This is a genomic window from Paenibacillus vini (assembly GCF_018403325.1).
GTDB lineage: Bacteria > Bacillota > Bacilli > Paenibacillales > Paenibacillaceae > Fontibacillus > Fontibacillus vini.
In genome coordinates this window covers 1-253 of the sequence record NZ_BOSL01000086.1, presented here as the reverse complement: position 1 = coordinate 253, position 253 = coordinate 1, and the positions used below count along the sequence as shown (strand labels likewise).

The 253-nt window shown below is 51.8% G+C and carries 1 rRNA gene; it reads left to right on the top strand.

What is annotated here, in order from left to right:
- A 23S ribosomal RNA gene (locus KJS57_RS26280) occupies nucleotides 1-253 on the top strand; the annotation flags it as partial.

Here is a 253-nt window from a genome sequence, read left to right as displayed (position 1 = left end):
ATGCCTAGGCACTAGGAGCCGAAGAAGGACGTGGCGAACAACGAAACTGCCTCGGGGAGCTGTAAGCAAGCTTTGATCCGGGGGTGTCCGAATGGGGAAACCCGGCTGGAGTAATACCCAGTCACTCGTAACTGAATACATAGGTTACGAAGAGGCATACCAGGGGAACTGAAACATCTAAGTACCCTGAGGAAGAGAAAACAAAAGTGATTCCGTTAGTAGCGGCGAGCGAATGCGGAACAGCCTAAACCAG